The sequence below is a fragment of the Candidatus Parcubacteria bacterium genome (genome assembly GCA_021414235.1).
Lineage (GTDB): Bacteria > Patescibacteriota > Minisyncoccia > Phycocordibacterales > JAKFXT01 > JAIOOV01.
Map to the genome: position 1 here is coordinate 37472 of JAIOOV010000004.1, position 15245 is coordinate 52716.

The following is a 15245-nucleotide window of genomic DNA, read 5'->3' on the forward strand; positions in this document are numbered from 1 at the left end:
TACCCGTAACAGGGGAGTTTCCTCCGTTACAGCAGAGAGCATTTAATAATAGTTAGTACAGCAGTAATTCTTTTTATGACCGTCATAAAACACAGCAAGCAGCGCGTCGGTATGTTCATCGACACGCAAAACCTCTATCACAGCGCCAAGAACCTCTATCAGTCCAAAGTTAATTTCGGCCAAGTCGTGAAGGATGCGGTAGGGGATCGCGCCATCATCCGCGTGGTTGCCTACGTCATCACCACAGAATCAGGTGACGAGCGTAGCTTCTTTGAAGCCCTCAGCAAACTCGGCATCGAGACCAAGACTAAGGATCTCCAGATATTCTTCGGCGGCGCCAAGAAAGCCGACTGGGACGTAGGCCTCGCGGTCGACGCCATCCGCCTCGCCTCCAAACTCGACACTGTTATCCTCGCCTCCGGCGACGGAGACTTTGTACCGCTCGTCGAATACCTTCAGCATATGGGCTGCCAGGTAGAAGTCGTTGCCTTCGGAAAATCCACTTCCTCCATGTTGAAGGAAGCCACCGATGACTTCCTCGATCTCTGCGACGATCCGCAGCGCTACCTCCTCTCGCCAGCACTCCGCCGCCGCGCGCCGGCAGCAGGACCCGCGACAACCGATCGTCGAGTGCGCAATGCTCCGGCACCTGCACCGCTCGAGAGGGAATAGGACGAGATTCCAATCCAATAAAAATACGCGCGGCTCACGCCGCGCGTATTTTTATATCTTCTGCATCATCTCTCACGACGCCATGGGTGACTGGGCGAATCCGTTACACAAGAGAGAAACGGCTATGCATAAGGAGGACATCGGCGCGTTACCACAGTAAGACCGACCCGCGCCGCCACAGTGAAAGAGATGGTTCGCGAGCTTTCCTCTCACTTAAAGAGCGGAGCGCGAGTGATATAATGTGCGCAATGGATCCTGAGACTCCCGACAACAACCAAGTTCCTTCCACTCCACCCATCACCAATTCACTCCGCACCATCCGTACACTAAAAGGGGACGTGGAGGCTGGCATGGCCCAAGGCAAGACGACCGTGGTCTCTATGGCCGCAGCGGAAACAGAACGACGCGCACGAGAAGCCACGTTCTTCGAGAATAAAGCGACGGAGCCCATGCGCAAGGCGAAGATTGTCGGCTTCTTTCTTCTCGCTCTCGGCACGATCGTCATCGCAGGTGGCCTCTTCTACTATTTTGTAAACAACCAAGCATCGGAAGATCCGCAGGCGCGCATCCTTCCGCCGGACTACATCTACAGCGAGCAGTTTCGTCTTCTCAACCTAAACAACGCTTCGGGCGATCAGGTGGTAACGGAACTCGGACGCGCACGACAAGAAACGACGGGACAGCTCGGCTCAATTGCAGCAATCATTCCCATCGAAACAGGAAGCGGAGTATCGCGCGCGCTCACGGGCGACGAACTCCTGACACGACTCGACCCGCAGGCGCCGCAAGAAGTCACCCGCACCCTCCAAGGACCCTTCCTCTTCGGCGTGCATGTCTTCGACGGCAACCAGCCTTTCCTCATCTTGAAACCCGACGCGTACGAGACGTCATTCGCCGGGATGCTCGCGTGGGAGAGTTCTCTTCCGTTCCGTCTCGGACGCGCTCTCCGTCCCGCTGCAGATTGGACCAACGCTTCTTCCTCTCTCACTTCGGTCACCTGGAACGATATGGTGATCAGCAACAAGGACGCACGAGTACTCCGCTCCAAAGAAGGGAAGACGCTGCTTCTCTACAGTTTCATCGATCGTTCCACCCTAGTGATCACTACCAACGAACAGACCTTCGGTGAGATCGTCCGCCGCATCAGCCTGGTACGCGCGACGCAATAGGGAATGGATTGCAGGAGCAAGATCGTTTGTTATCATTACCCCATGTCTATAGATACCGCACACTTCAAATCCGCACTCGAGAAAGAACTTGCCCTCGTCGAAGGAGAACTTCAGAGCGTCGGTCGTAAGAACCCGGACAACGAGAAAGACTGGGAAGCCAAGCCTGCCGACTTTGAATCTCCTGCCGGAGATGACACCGTGGACCAGGCTGACGTCATCGAGGAGTTCGGTACTAATGCTGGCATCGTGAAGCAGCTCGAGATCCGCTACAACGAAATTAAGGAAGCACTCAAGCGTATCGAGGAGGGAACCTACGGCGTCTGCCGCGTCAGCGGGGAACCTATAGAAGAGGCGAGGCTCGAAGCGAACCCTGCCGCAACCACGTGCATGGCTCACGTAGAGGAATAGGGGAAGTTATACGAAACTTCTGAAGAGGCGCCCCGAGAGGGGCGTTTTTGGTATGACCGATGGATCTCTCGATAGCTCGTACGAAAAAACCGCGCCTTCGCGCGGCTCTTTCTTCCTTACATAAAAAATCTCTAGAACGGATTCGCCGCGCCGCGAACCTCGAAGTGGAGGTGGGGACCGGTAGACTTGCCCGAGTTACCGACAGCGCCGATGACCTGACCCTTCTCCACATACGCACCCTGGAAGACAAGGTTTGCGCTGAGGTGGGCGTAGAGGGTCTGCGTATTATTCGGATGCTTGATAACGACATAGCTGCCATAGCCGCCGTTGTAACCGTAGTTGCGGCTCACGATGACCTGACCACCGGCAGCAGCGTAGACAGAGGAACCGTAGGTAGCAGCGAGGTCCACTCCGTTGTAGCCATGGAGCCCCTGGCTGCGAACACCACTCTTGACCGGACGGGTGTAGTAGCCGGCAAGCGCGGGGCCGCTGCCTTTGATCTTCGGCTTCACGCCACTCGAAGCAGGCTTAGGAGCGGACACTTCGCCATCCGGGATCATGATGGTCTCGCCCACGACGAGCTTGGCGTCCTCGGAAAGCTCGTTGAACTGAGCTATTTCAGATATATCCCCCTTGTACTTCTTAGCGACGCTCTCCAAGGTGTCGCCCTTCACTATGGTGTGCTGCACGCCAGAAACGGGGAGAATGATGAGCTGGTCGCCTGCCTTCACTGTGCGACTCTTAAGATCATTGGCCCACGTGATGGTGTTCACGGAGACTCCGAAAAGCTTGGCGATATCGGCTAAAGTGTCGCCTTCACGGACTACATAGACGCTGATGTGGTCGGGGTTCACTTCGCGCTCCTCCACGTCGCGGATGGTGCCGGAAGGACCGTTCTCCGCAAGGAGGGCGCTGCCCACAATAGTGATGTCGCCGCCGCCCTTGGCCGGATTCGGGTCCACATTCACCGCCGCCTGGAGAAGAGGCATGGTCTGGACGTTCATGGGCTTCTCCGGGACCACTACCACCTTGGGTTTATCAAAAAGAAGGGGAATGAGCGGGAAAAAGGCCGCCTCTGCCGGGAGAGGGAGGCCGGAAATGAAAAGGGCGGCGGCCAGGAAGGCGGTCGTCACTGTTCTATATGTCGTCCCGTAGGCCGCAAGGGAGGAAGTCGGGTGCGGACGGGAGTCCTGGGAGAGGGTCGAAATAGGTCTATTCTTAGGGGAATGCGCGGTCGTGCAATCGGTTTATATGGCTTAATAGAGCCATATAATAGGAATATCGTTCGTTCGGACCTATCCACTATACCCTCCCCCCAGGGTTAGTCAATCGACAAAAAGACCCCCTGTGGATAAGCCCGAGATGAAGGTTTTTACCCTTTCAAAGGTACAATGGAGTCACTTATGAAGCCTAAAGAGGTCTCGCCTCAGCCTGCTCCTCTCGAACTCATTCCGCATGGCGCCATCGCCAAGGGAAAGTACGAGGAAATGTTCCAGAGATTGAATAGGATAGAGGCAGAAACCGGCATCCACCCCGGAAACGAGGTCGTCGAGCTATGGAAGAAGGTTGATGAGAACAACGACAAGATCGAGGAACTCGACAAACAAGCACAAGAGAGCGAAGGTCAGCACGAAATCAGCCAGGCTCTCCTGGAGATAGAGAGGTTGGGCAAGGAGAACGACACCTTGTTCCCTGAAGTACTACGAAGATACAAAACCCTCCTTGTCTCCAAAGGTATCGACACTGACGCAGTGTTCGAGCCGTATGAAAAAGGCCTGCTCACCCCCGGGGAGACGGGTGTGGCCCTAAAAAAGGAAAGGAAGGGGAGAGAGGAAGCAGCGACATCTCCAGAGGCGGCTATCGCTCAAGGGAGATTTCAAGAGATGCTCCAGCGAATAGATAATCTGGTCAAAGAAACCGAAGTACCAACAGAAAGAGAAGCACTTCGTTTGTGGCTCGTCATCAATAAGAACAATGAAAAGATCAAGAGGTTATTCAGAGAAGCTGAAACCGACGGACCTTCACCTGAAACCGAAAGGAAGATCCTAGAGACAAGGAAGCTCGGGGAAGAGAATGATCTGCTTTTTGCTGATTTCCTAAAGGCATACGCAAACAGCCTTACGTCTGCGGGTATCGACCCTGAGACAGCATTCGGCCCTCGGGAGAAGGGAATCCTCGCCAGAGCCAACCAGGCTGAAGGGCAGGCTGTAGATGGACAGCCGGAGACCGGTATCCCGGCTCAAGCAGACCCCCAAGCTACAGCTGCGGTTGAAACCAAGCTTACCAGGCTCGAAACGACAAAAAGAAGCCTAGAAAAAGAAGAGGAGGCCGCTCCGGCTACCCGCGAAGAGATATATGCTCGTTACAAAGCGACCCTCAAGAAGCGCATGCGGGAGGAATCCGATGCGCGCGCAAAGAAGGGTTTCCTTAAGCAGCTAGGCGCAAGCGATAAAAAAATCTCTCAGAACGCAGAGGATACGAATGGCGTATCGGATCTCAAGAGGCAATATCTTGAGCAGACGGAAGAATATATACAAGAAGAGCGTCGTCGGATAAGGACAGAGGCGGAGGCGGCTGCAGGAGAGAACGATACGCTGTATTTTGAAAAGATTGCTCAAGAACAGGATAGGAGGGAGCAGAGCATCAGGGCCGCAGCCGCAGAAGATATGTATCGTGCGCGCATAGAAGCTCGGACCGAGATCCTTCCAACGAAAGCGCGGGAGACAGTTAGGAAGGGAGCTGAATCCTTCGCTCGCTTCAATAAGAAGCACCCGTCAGTCAAATATGTCGTGGGTGGAACTGCGATTTTTGCCGGAGCGGGAATAGCGAGCACTGTCGGCATCGCTCCTGCCCTGACTGCAGGCGTCTTCGCGACCCGGTGGGCTGGAGCCTCTCTGGCTATCTATCTCGGATTAGCTCCCAAGATGATGGCACGGAGGGATAAGAAACGCGAAGCGGGGAAACAAACAGCGATAGAGGAGTACCGCCAAAAATTCCAAGAGAAGCTAGCCCTCCTGAAGACCCAAGAGGAAGTGGATGAAGCCTGGGAAGATCTCCAGAAGAAAGAGAAGTGGTACGACACCAAGACCAGGCTCCTCGGCATGAGAGACACCGCTCTTGCAAGCGCAGCTATCGGAGGCGGACTAACCGGCGGATTCAGCTGGTGGTTCTTCGGAGGAAACGGGGGAGTCGCAACAGAGGCAATCACAAGCACTGTTAACAACGTCCCGTCGACACCTGGTATTTCCCGTATTTCACACGAAGGGATGTTGGGAGGTGAGCCCACAGAGGCGCCGCCGCGTGCGACAGCAAATATCCCCGAGTCGCCACGAAGAGCTCCGATCACCCGGGGGGTCGCTCCGACTATCACCGCTGATACTCCTAACCTGACCGCCGCATGGCAGGGGATTAATCCAGAGGGAATACTAGAGGAGCCGCGAGAAACCCCTGCTCCGTCGATACCGCCCTCACCAGACTCGGTCATCCGTAGTCCACGGCCAGAAAACATCGACGCTAACCCAGGAGAACCCCGTCCGAATGAGCCGCAATTCCCGGCACGTACGACAAGAGGAGTGGCTGGAGAATCCCCCGAACCCGGAATGGTGCCTCCGATCGTCCCGGAGAAGTCTGGCCCCATCATCCACAAGCTCGGCAAAGGGGAAGGAGTCATCAAGAGCCTCGAGCTCGAGGCCAAGAAGCTCGGCCTCTTCAAGAATCTGCCAGGCAAGGAAGCTCAGACTAATTTCATACAGAATCGCTACGCGATGATGAAGGGCTTCACTCCGGAGCAGCTGAAAGAAATTGCTACCCAGCCGAACGGAAGAGTAGCCGACCTCAATAACCTCAAAGCAGGGGAGCAGCTTAACCTTACGCGCTTCTTCGAGGACCAGACTTCCGTGGATAAAGGTTTGGCTAGAAGCGCCAGCCTCAGCCCAGAAGAGATCCGACAGATCGGGGAGAACAACAAAATTATTGCGGAAAGGGTCGCAGAGTGGAAAGAGATGAATCCTGGAAAGAGGATTGGGGACGCGAATATAGAGAACATGCTCAAACCGAAGGCTTCTCTGCCAGGCCTGGAGACCGGAGAAGTCCCGGGGGACACCGATCTCTTACCAGGCGTCGAAACAGAGCCGTCTTCTGCCTCCCTTGATAAGGAACCTGTCATCCTGGGGTCAGAAGTCCAAGCCGCCTACGCCAGCTATCTGGATCAGAAATTCCCCTCAAGATCATTCTGGTCGTTCTTACCCTGGGATAAGAAAGGAGTTGATTCACTAGAATGGTCGCAGGCTCGCAACTTTAGCGCCCTAGAGGTCGACAAATTCAAAGGAGTGTACGGAGGCTCAGGAGGCAAGGACGGGGGCGCCTATTACGGGAAAGTCGGTCCAAGCATTCTCCGATCCCAAGATTTCTCTAAGATCCAAGAGGTCGTCGCGGAGCTCAAAGAACGCTCTGGTCTTGTTCCTGACAAGACAGAAACCGTCGAGGAGTTCGCGAAGCGAGCGGTCGAAGAGACCTTCCTTAACGCGCTGCCGGGCAAACCTACTTATTACACATCATGATCGCTGCTATTAAAAAAGACCTCCTGAAGAGCCTCGGCATCGACAAGCTCACCTCGGCGGAACAAGAGAACATCCTTGAGCGCATCAGCAATCTCATATTCCAAGGAGTGCTCACTCGCGCCATGCAGGAGCTTTCCATCGAAGAACGCGCGACGCTCGATAAGGTGCTGAAAGCACAAGAGAAAGACCCTGACTCAGACACCCTCTACCTCTACCTCAAAGAAAAAATCCCGCATCTCGACGAAGTAGTGGAGGAAGAGATAGAGGAATTCAAAGAAGAATTCATCGGCACCATGAAAGCCCTCTCCTGAGCAAAACATCGTAAAGGGGCACTGTGATAGACTCTGCAAATGCAGAGTCTATCTTCGTTAAACGAAAGACAGAAAGAAGCCGTCCTCCACACGCAGGGACCCCTCCTCATCCTCGCAGGCGCAGGTGCCGGCAAGACCAAGACAATCACTCATCGGATACTGCGCCTCATCGAAGAAGGAGTGAACCCTTCAAGCATCTTGGCAATCACCTTCACCAACAAAGCAGCTAAAGAGATGCGCGAAAGGGTAGACAAGCTCCTCTCAGAGAGTCGCGATATCAATCTGCCGGTCAGCATCTATGAGCGCCCTTTCGTGAGCACCTTCCATGCGCTCGGCGTGCACATCATCCGCGAGAACAGCCGCCTCCTCGGGCTCCCGCGACACTTCTCCATATTCGACCGTAGCGATTCGCTCTCTGCAGTGAAGAGCGCGCTGGTTTCCGCAGGTCTCGACCCAAAACAGTTCGAGCCAGGCAAGATCCTCTCTGGCATCTCCCGCCTCAAGGGGCAGGGGAAGAGTCTTGCTGACTTCCAGGAGCGCGAAGCTCGAGACGCACGTAGCGACATCCTTTCTGCCGCTTGGGCGGGATACGAGAAGACCCTCCAGGAAGAGAAGGCACTCGACTTCGACGATCTCTTGCTCAAGACCTTCAACCTCTTACGCTCGCACCCTGAGGTGCTCGCGCACTACCGCAAGACCTGGACGCATGTGCACATCGATGAGTACCAGGATACCAATCGCGTGCAGTACGATACCGCCAAGCTCCTCGCAGGGGAGAGTCACAATATCTGCGCGGTGGGGGATATAGACCAGAGCATCTACAGCTGGAGAGGGGCGGATTTCAAGAACATCATGCGCTTCGAGGACGATTACCCGGAGACCAAGGTGGTGCTCCTCGAAGAGAACTACCGCTCCACCAAGACCATATTGAAAGCCGCGAATGCGGTCATCGCCAAGAACACCCTGCGCAAGGACAAGAACCTCTTCACCTCGAACGGAGAAGGGGAGAAGATCGCCGTCTACGGCGCCTACGACGAGAACCGCGAAGCGCATTTCGTAGCTACCGCCGCAGCCAAACTAATAGCAGCGGGCAGCACCCCTGAAGAAATCGCGGTGTTGTACCGCGCCAACTTCCAATCCCGCGCACTAGAAGAAGCCTTCTTGCGAGAGAGCGTGCCATACCAAGTGCTCGGTGTGCGCTTCTTCGAACGCAAAGAAGTGAAGGACGTCCTCTCATATCTGCGCGCAGCCATGAACCCAGACGGACTAGGGGACCTCAAGCGCATCCTCAACACGCCAACGCGCGGCATCGGCAAGACTACCGCACTCAAGATATTTGAAGGAAAGGAGGAAGAGCTTCCTCCGGCGATGCGACTGAAGGTGGCTAACTTCCGCGTAGCGCTGAAGGAGATAGGGGAGAAGATACGCACCGCGACCGCTTCAGAGACCGTAGGCTTCGTTATTACACGAAGCGGACTTAAAGAATCGCTCGAAACAAAAAGCAGCGAAGACGAGGAGCGGCTCGAGAACATGTACGAATTGGTAGCGCTCGCGCAGAAGTACGATGACATGCCTGCACCCGAGGGTATAGAGAAGCTCCTCACGGAAGCCGCGCTCGCGAGCGACCAGGACGATCTCGAGAAGAAGCAGGCGGGAGTGAAGCTCATGACCGTGCATGCTTCCAAGGGACTGGAATTTGATTACGTGTTCGTGACCGGACTCGAAGAGGATCTCTTCCCGCACAAGCGAGGCTTTGATCAGAAACTTGAGGACCAGGAAGAGGAGCGGCGTCTCTTCTATGTAGCGCTCACCCGCGCTCGCAAGAAGCTCTTCCTCACCTACGCTTCCGTCCGCACAGTATTCGGCTCCCGCGGGATCAACATGCCATCCAACTTCCTAGAAGACATAGGGGAAGAGCTCGTTGAAGCAGAGGAGGACGAGCGACCACACGGGAAAGTCATATATCTAGAGTAATATGGAGAAAATGCGCGCAAAAAAGGAGCTAGGTCAGCATTTTCTCGTCGCACGGAGCGCGACAGAGGCTCTCTGTAAGGCCGCGGAACTCAAAGAAGGTGATGTGGCGCTGGAGATCGGGCCAGGTACCGGCATACTCACTGCCGAGCTCCTCAACCACGGAGCCCAGGTAGTAGCTGTAGAGAAGGATAAGGATCTCCTCCCAGGCCTCGAAGAACGCTTCAAAGAAGCTATCACCAGGAAGCAGCTCCTCCTCATTGAAGGCGATATTTCCTCTTTCGACCCTGAAACATTGGGTATTTATAAGGTTGCCGCCAATATTCCTTACTATCTCACCGGCGATATCCTGCGCCGCTTCCTCTCCGGGGAGCATCAGCCCCGCTCCATGACCCTCATGGTGCAGAAAGAGGTAGCCGATCGAATCGTGGCAAAAGACAAGAAGGAAAGCCTCCTCTCGCTCTCGGTAAAAGCCTACGGGAACCCCTCCATCATCAAGAAAGTGCCCGCAGGGAGCTTCTCTCCACCGCCCAAAGTGGACTCCGCCATCATCCATATCGAAGAAATATCTCGGAAATCCTTCACGTCTGTCGACGAAAACTACTTTTTCAAGGTACTAAAGGCTGGTTTTGCACATAAGCGCAAGCAGCTCGGCGGGAACCTTGCAGGAATCTGCGCTCCAAAGCTAGTAGAAGAGGCCTTAGGCGCTATCGGTAAGCAAAAAACCGTGCGCGCGGAAGACCTCGCTCTCTCAGAGTGGCTCGAACTAGCAAAAAATCTTGAAGCGGTGTGTAAAACGAAGCAGTAGAGAGAGATAATCTGCTATACTGTGAGGGCTATGGAGCCCTACGCTCGCTATCTTCCGAGTAGAACTTTTACGTATATGGCAGGGTCCGTAGGACTCGCGCTGCTGCTCGTTCTCGGTGCAAGTTTCCTCTCCAAGGAACCGAGGAAGGGGAGCCTCATCGGCACTTCCGGAAACAACAGCGAAACCTCCGTCAACCTCACCGCCCTCATCAAAGAACGTATCGCCGCCCAAAAGGCGGAAGCCCCTTCGGAAGATTGGCAGAAGGAATTCAACTCCATCACCTCCAAGCCCCTCAATCCGGCAACCGATCTGGCCTCAAGCACCCTCACTGATCTTCTCGCCAGGAGCCTCTTCACCCAATTTACCGCAGCCCAGAACGGAGGAGGGCTCGACGCAGCTGCTCAGCAGAGAGTCATCGACGAGACCCTCGGCAAGATAAACCTCCGATTTACTATCTACACGGAAAAAGATATCCGCATAGGCTCTGAGAATACCGCAGCACTCAGAGGGTACGGCAACGCACTGGGTCAGCTTATCCGCGACAACTCGAGCACAGACACGAACGAAGCAGTGGTGCTCTCCCAGGCGCTAGCTCAGAATAATCCCCGGGGACTCCAGGGAATCTCGCCTATAGCAACCTCTTATCACAATCTCCTTTCTGCGGCCCTGCGCCTCTCAGTACCGCCTTCGGCGGTGAAGGCACACCTCTCTCTCGTCAACAGCTTGAGCGCGATAGGGGACAGCGTGGACGCGATGATGGTGGCCTTTCAGGATCCGGTTCGTACAGTCCTGTACATAAACAAATATGAAGAGAACGTACAGGCTCTCTCCAACTCCTTCGTACAGATCGCGTCCCTCCTTAAGAGTTCCGGCGTCGTCTTCTCAAGTAACGAATCCGGCTCGATCGTGATGTCTATGGGAAGCAAGTAATATGTTCTGGAATACCCTTAAGAAAAGCCTCCTCTCCACGCTCATCATCCTTACTTTCTTCATGGGAGGCTTTGCCGCGATGCCTCAGAAAGCTGAAGCAGCCCTCGGATTCGGCGACATCGTCTTCGACCCTACGAACTTCGTTGAGAACACGATAACAGCAGTAAAAACCGCATACCTTGCCTTCAAGGAAGCAGTGTTGGATCCGATCGGCTGGCATCTCTCCACCATGATCATCCAGGCGATCACCGCCGCTATCGTGGATTGGATAAACAGCGGTTTCCAAGGAAGCCCTGCCTTCGTGCAGAATCTGCAGGAGGAATTCACGCGAGTAGCTAACCTTGAATTCGAGAAGTTCTTGCGAAGCAACGATCTCGAGTTCATGTGTTACCCGCAGAGCATCCGTCTCTCTCTTCTGCTCGGCTATCGCGGCAACCAATTCCGTAAGCAGGCGCAATGTACCATCACCGGAGTCGTCTCGAACCTCCAGGGCTTCATGAGCGGGAATTGGTCCCAGGGAGGCCTCGCAGGATTCCTCTCCCTCTCGAGAGCGGAGAATAATCCCTACACCGCGACAGTCATGGCGGAAACGGAGCTTGCCCGACGCATAGCAGCTAAGGTAGGCATAGAAGACAAGAAGCTCCAGGCAGGCAGGCTCTTCAAGAGCTTCGAGGTGTGCGAAACTCTGGATGTTAGGGATGATTGTCCCGACGGAGGAGAAGCCTGCCCTGCACGGCAAGAGAATGTCTGCCGCATAGGCACCCCGGGAGACGTGATCGCTACTCAGCTCAACAAAGCGCTCGCGCTCGGAGAAGACAAGCTAGTCATCGCCCAGTCCTTCGATCAAATCGTTTCCGCACTCCTCGCTCAACTTGCGCGCATGGCACTCACTGGCTCCGGCGGTCTCTACGGGCTCTCGAATGGCTCTTACAACGGCGGTACTCCCTACACCAACCAGCTCGCTACCGGCAGCTCCTCCTCTGGGGGTGCCCAAGGCAACCTTCTTGGCGCGATAGAGACGAGCATCCGAGACGAAGGGGAATACCGCGACCAGAAAGCGGCAACCCTAAACCTCTACGGAGCTCCTATGGGTATGGAGGGGAAGGCCCTGGATATCATCGCCTGCTACAACGGAAAGATAAATTCACGGACAGCTTCGCTTAGCAGCAACGACATCCAAACAGCGCGCACTCGCATCACGGCCGCCTCCTCCACACTTACCAATATCATTCTCCCTAAAAAGGTCCCGTTTGCGACAAGGGTAGCGAGCAGCACCGAGATCATCTCGGCCTTCTCCGTACTGAAGAATAAAATTACGTCCACGACCTCGGTACAGGCCTACTCAGGTTACGCGAGTGAGTATTCCTCACTCGTTTCCTCGGCCCACACCCGAAGCGACCTTGTCGAAGCAGAACGAGAGTTCACTACCGAGTCTGAAAACCTCTACGACGCGACCAATAGCCGCCCCGGAGACCCTCTCAACGGCCTCAGTATCAAACTTGAAGATCAGCTGGCCCAGTGCCGCGCCTTCCCTCAGGGCGAAAGCGGAGGAGGCGGACCAAACTAAGAATGTCTTTCCTTAAGTACATAGAAAACTTGGTGAGAAGAAGAGGTTTCCTCCTCGGAGCCTGCCTCGTCGCGGTCCTTTTACTCGTTCCTACCAAAATGGCGCATGCCGGTCTCTTAACGTGGATAGGGGACAAGACAGCAGGAGCGATCATTTACGGCGTCACCTGGTTGTTTATGCAGCTCGGAATCGTGCTGATGAGCGCGAGCGCTTACCTTCTAGACCTCTCCATCCGAGTCAGCCTGGGGATAGGAGACATCTCCTTCATCACCAGAGGATCCCTCTTTACCAACGAAGGAGTGATCGCCGGCTGGACCGTACTTCGAGACATCTCCAACATAGGCTTCATCTTCGCCCTGGTGTACATAGCCGTACGAACCATCTTAGGCATCGCCGATTCCGGAGCGCTCCAGAAACAAGTGGTGGCAGTGATCATAGGAGCGATGCTCATCAACTTCAGCGCATTCATCACCCTCGTGGTCATCGACGCAGGAAACGGCCTTGCCACCGTTGCCTACAATCAGATCACCCGGACAGGCTCTTCGGCTGCCGGACCCTCGCCCCAGGACTCTGGCCTTATTTCCGATGCCTTTTTGCAATACCTAAGACCTCAGACCCTTATCGCGAGCAACGTCACCTCCGCCACAAGCAATATCGACGACGGGATCGTATTCTTGCTCACCGGCACGCTTTTCCTTTTTGCCGCTTACGTACTTCTGGAAGCTTCCTTCATCTTCATCGTCCGCACCGTGCGCTTGATGTTCTCCATCGTCGTCGCCCCCCTCATGTTCGTCGCATACGCCATACCAGGGCTTCAGGGGAACCTTAAAAAGTGGTTCGAGGAGCTGCTCGGCTACTCCATGGTGGCACCTGCGTATATGTTCGCTATCCTCTTCATCCTCCTCCTCATTAAAAACCTGACAGGCAATGCCACTATCGCAAGCGGAGTGAACGGCCTCGGATCGATAGGGAACGGGGGAGATTTCTCTGTTATCAAAACAGTCTTCCTCTACATACTGATATTGATCCTGATGAATCGCTGCTTGGCATTCGCCCGTAGCGCCTCCAAAGAGATATCCGAAGTAGCCACCTCATGGGCCGGTACGACGCTCGGCCTCGCCGTCGGCGGCGTTGCGGGACTTGGACGCATGACGGTCGGCCGAGCCGCGAGCAAGCTGGCGACAAGCGAAGGTCTGAAGAACTACGCCGCGAGAAGCGTGATAGGGTCGGGAGCGCTTCGAGCCACTAAATATACTGCGGGAAGCAGTTTTGATGTGAGAAAGACGGCGACCCTGCAGAAGGGAGCCAAGGCGATCGGGGCCGACCTCGGCAAGGCCGGGGGAGAAGGGGGGTACGACAAGATACTCAAGACTCAAGTTGAGGCTCGCGAGAAATTTGCCAAGGACTATCTTGGAACAAATAAGAAAGCGATTGTAGACAAAGAAAAGGAAATTAAGGACAAGATCTCCGATACAGGCGCGGATATTACTTCGAAGCAAGGAGAGATCGACATTCAGGTCACAAAAACCACAGAGGCAGCCGAGAAGAAGAGGCGGGCTGAGGGAGCTCTCCTCGCAGTTTCGCTAGAGAGAGACGGAATGGTTGAAGGGGGAGCGACAGTTACCCCAGAAAAAGAGGCTGAGTTCAAGGCAAGAGAAGCAGCAGCGAAACAAGAAGTTGAAAGATACACCCAAGAGAGCCAGGAAGCCGAGGCCGCCGAGAAAGTCCTTAGAGACCAGCTTGCCGCGCTCGAGGCAACCAAGACCAACCTCGAGGAGAATATAGAGCAGGAGAAGAAAAAAGCTGGTAACTCACGTCAGGAAGCTTACGCAAAACGGATCAGTTCTACCGATGAAAAGGGGAACAGGGTCGTCACGGCTAACCCTCTCACATGGATTGCCGGTCGCAAGAACAAGGAGGCAGCCGAGAAGATACGTAAGAGCTTCAAGGAAGACAAGCAAAAGAGGCTTAAAGATGCTCTGAAAGAAGCCTTCCCCGACGAGACAGGGAAGGATAAAGGCAAGGAAGAAAAGAAGGCAGAAGAAAAGAAAGGAGGAGAGAAAAAAGCTGCAAATGACGACCATAAGGAAGAGCCGCACGCAGAGGCCGCCCATTAAGCCATGGATCAGGAAACCATAAACATCCTAAAAGAGAATTTCGACAAGCTTCCGAAGCTGGTCCAAGACGCTATCCTCGGAGCGGATGTCTCGGAAGCGGTGCAAGCGATAGGGAAAAAGCGAGCTCTCCTGCTCGACCAGGTAGGGAACCTGGAAACAGAGGTCATGCTTCTGCTCGTTGGGCTCGCCGACTCCGAAGAGTTCCCGGATAACTTGGAAAAGAACTTGGGCGTGGATTCTTTCGTAGCGCAAGACATAGTGACAGACGTCAACGAGCTGATCCTTGAACCGATCAAGGCGCGGATGATCGAGGATACAACTGAGGCAGAAGACGAGGGAATCATCACCCGCGATAGTCTCTTACGAGAAATCGAGAACCCCTCACCCTCTCGTTTCAGACTGGAACCTTCACAAAATTTTTCTCTTGCGGAAACCCACAACTCCAAAGTATTGGGTCGTTCCGAAGAGAACGTGAAGCCCGCAGAACCAAGAGTGGGGGAGATAGCGGCTCTTCCACTCACTATCGACCCCTCACACGAGCTAGCCGCTCCCGCCGCTGCGCCCGTCGTAACAGAGCCCCCGGTAATTCCGGTCATCGCGCCTGTCCCGCCGATTACCCCGCCGGCATCACCCATCACCCAAGCACCAAGAACGATTACCGAGATACGGCCGGAACCCAAGCCCGAGACCCGACGCTCTGTGGATCCATACAGAGAACCTATAGAATAGGAGG

12 protein-coding genes are annotated in these 15245 nt (G+C 54.8%); 11 read left to right on the forward strand and 1 reads right to left on the reverse strand.

What is annotated here, in order from left to right; genetic code table 11:
- Positions 1 to 75: 75 nt before the first annotated feature.
- From K8Q93_00940 to K8Q93_00950, 3 genes are all read left to right on the forward strand, one after another.
- On the forward strand, positions 76 to 672 hold the full coding sequence (locus K8Q93_00940; protein MCE9643801.1) for an NYN domain-containing protein: 597 nt from the start codon (positions 76 to 78) through the stop codon (positions 670 to 672).
- 248 nt (positions 673 to 920) lie between these two features.
- Positions 921 to 1841 (forward strand): hypothetical protein, encoded by a 921-nt coding sequence (locus K8Q93_00945; GenBank protein MCE9643802.1) that lies wholly within the window; start codon positions 921 to 923, stop codon positions 1839 to 1841.
- A 42-nt stretch (positions 1842 to 1883) separates the two neighbouring features.
- A complete protein-coding gene (locus K8Q93_00950; protein ID MCE9643803.1) occupies positions 1884 to 2249 on the forward strand; it encodes a TraR/DksA family transcriptional regulator in 366 nt (121 codons plus the stop codon).
- 131 nt (positions 2250 to 2380) lie between these two features.
- On the opposite strand, the gene K8Q93_00955 is transcribed toward K8Q93_00950, so the two are convergent.
- Positions 2381 to 3382: a peptidoglycan DD-metalloendopeptidase family protein gene (locus tag K8Q93_00955; GenBank protein MCE9643804.1), complete on the reverse strand. Its 1002-nt coding sequence runs from the start codon at positions 3380 to 3382 to the stop codon at positions 2381 to 2383.
- 270 nt (positions 3383 to 3652) lie between these two features.
- Here K8Q93_00955 and K8Q93_00960 point away from each other — a divergent pair, with 270 nt between their 5' ends.
- The 8 genes from K8Q93_00960 to K8Q93_00995 all read left to right on the forward strand — a co-directional run bounded on the left by K8Q93_00960 (position 3653) and on the right by K8Q93_00995 (position 15241).
- Positions 3653 to 6808 carry a hypothetical protein gene (locus K8Q93_00960; protein ID MCE9643805.1) on the forward strand — a complete coding sequence of 1052 codons (3156 nt, stop codon included), beginning with the start codon at positions 3653 to 3655 and terminating at the stop codon, positions 6806 to 6808.
- Positions 6805 to 7119 carry a hypothetical protein gene (locus tag K8Q93_00965; GenBank protein MCE9643806.1) on the forward strand — a complete coding sequence of 105 codons (315 nt, stop codon included), beginning with the start codon at positions 6805 to 6807 and terminating at the stop codon, positions 7117 to 7119. The genes K8Q93_00960 and K8Q93_00965 overlap by 4 nt, the downstream gene beginning before the upstream one ends.
- 39 nt (positions 7120 to 7158) lie before the next feature.
- Positions 7159 to 9093 (forward strand): UvrD-helicase domain-containing protein, encoded by a 1935-nt coding sequence (locus K8Q93_00970; protein MCE9643807.1) that lies wholly within the window; start codon positions 7159 to 7161, stop codon positions 9091 to 9093.
- 10 nt (positions 9094 to 9103) lie between these two features.
- A complete protein-coding gene (gene rsmA, locus K8Q93_00975) occupies positions 9104 to 9898 on the forward strand; it encodes a 16S rRNA (adenine(1518)-N(6)/adenine(1519)-N(6))-dimethyltransferase RsmA (GenBank protein ID MCE9643808.1) in 795 nt (264 codons plus the stop codon).
- Positions 9899 to 9973: 75 nt separating this feature from the next.
- Positions 9974 to 10828, forward strand: a complete 855-nt coding sequence (locus K8Q93_00980) for a hypothetical protein (GenBank protein ID MCE9643809.1) — start codon at positions 9974 to 9976, stop codon at positions 10826 to 10828.
- Between the two features lies 1 nt (position 10829).
- Positions 10830 to 12395: a hypothetical protein gene (locus tag K8Q93_00985; GenBank protein MCE9643810.1), complete on the forward strand. Its 1566-nt coding sequence runs from the start codon at positions 10830 to 10832 to the stop codon at positions 12393 to 12395.
- A gap of 2 nt (positions 12396 to 12397) precedes the next feature.
- Complete coding sequence (locus tag K8Q93_00990; GenBank protein MCE9643811.1) at positions 12398 to 14512, forward strand: hypothetical protein; 2115 nt, start codon at positions 12398 to 12400, stop codon at positions 14510 to 14512.
- A gap of 3 nt (positions 14513 to 14515) precedes the next feature.
- Positions 14516 to 15241, forward strand: coding sequence for a hypothetical protein (locus tag K8Q93_00995; protein ID MCE9643812.1), 726 nt, complete (start codon positions 14516 to 14518; stop codon positions 15239 to 15241).
- Positions 15242 to 15245: the final 4 nt, after the last annotated feature.

Coding starts and splice junctions, on each gene's coding strand:
- K8Q93_00980 (MCE9643809.1), top strand. CDS start 9,974: ATGGCAGGGTCCGTAGGACTCGCGCTGCTGCTCGTTCTCGGTGCAAGT.
- K8Q93_00965 (MCE9643806.1), top strand. CDS start 6,805: ATGATCGCTGCTATTAAAAAAGACCTCCTGAAGAGCCTCGGCATCGAC.
- K8Q93_00995 (MCE9643812.1), top strand. CDS start 14,516: ATGGATCAGGAAACCATAAACATCCTAAAAGAGAATTTCGACAAGCTT.
- K8Q93_00990 (MCE9643811.1), top strand. CDS start 12,398: ATGTCTTTCCTTAAGTACATAGAAAACTTGGTGAGAAGAAGAGGTTTC.
- K8Q93_00940 (MCE9643801.1), top strand. CDS start 76: ATGACCGTCATAAAACACAGCAAGCAGCGCGTCGGTATGTTCATCGAC.
- K8Q93_00970 (MCE9643807.1), top strand. CDS start 7,159: ATGCAGAGTCTATCTTCGTTAAACGAAAGACAGAAAGAAGCCGTCCTC.
- K8Q93_00950 (MCE9643803.1), top strand. CDS start 1,884: ATGTCTATAGATACCGCACACTTCAAATCCGCACTCGAGAAAGAACTT.
- K8Q93_00945 (MCE9643802.1), top strand. CDS start 921: ATGGATCCTGAGACTCCCGACAACAACCAAGTTCCTTCCACTCCACCC.
- K8Q93_00960 (MCE9643805.1), top strand. CDS start 3,653: ATGAAGCCTAAAGAGGTCTCGCCTCAGCCTGCTCCTCTCGAACTCATT.
- rsmA (MCE9643808.1), top strand. CDS start 9,104: ATGCGCGCAAAAAAGGAGCTAGGTCAGCATTTTCTCGTCGCACGGAGC.
- K8Q93_00985 (MCE9643810.1), top strand. CDS start 10,830: ATGTTCTGGAATACCCTTAAGAAAAGCCTCCTCTCCACGCTCATCATC.